The sequence below is a fragment of the Alteribacter lacisalsi genome (assembly GCF_003226345.1).
GTDB classification, from domain to species: Bacteria; Bacillota; Bacilli; order Bacillales; family Salisediminibacteriaceae; genus Alteribacter; species Alteribacter lacisalsi.
On the sequence record NZ_PDOF01000012.1, the window covers coordinates 1 to 278 of the forward strand.

The 278-nt window shown below is 38.5% G+C and carries 1 protein-coding gene; it reads left to right on the plus strand.

The genetic code is table 11. The features are described 5' to 3' along the window. Nucleotides 1-48 precede the first annotated feature (48 nt). A partial coding sequence (locus CR205_RS20050; protein WP_201745428.1) for a hypothetical protein occupies nucleotides 49-278 on the plus strand: 230 nt, incomplete at its 3' end.

Below are 278 nucleotides of genomic sequence, written 5' to 3' on the forward strand. Positions count from 1 at the left end.
TACAATTAAAGGCTCCTTTTGGAGCCTTTTTTTTTGGAGATTTTCAACGTGAAAAAATTATTATTCGCAATTCCTTTAGTTGTTCCTTTCTATTCTCACTCCGCTGAAACTGTTGAAAGTTGTTTAGCAAAACCCCATACAGAAAATTCATTTACTAACGTCTGGAAAGACGACAAAACTTTAGATCGTTACGCTAACTATGAGGGCTGTCTGTGGAATGCTACAGGCGTTGTAGTTTGTACTGGTGACGAAACTCAGCGTTACGCTAACTATGAGGG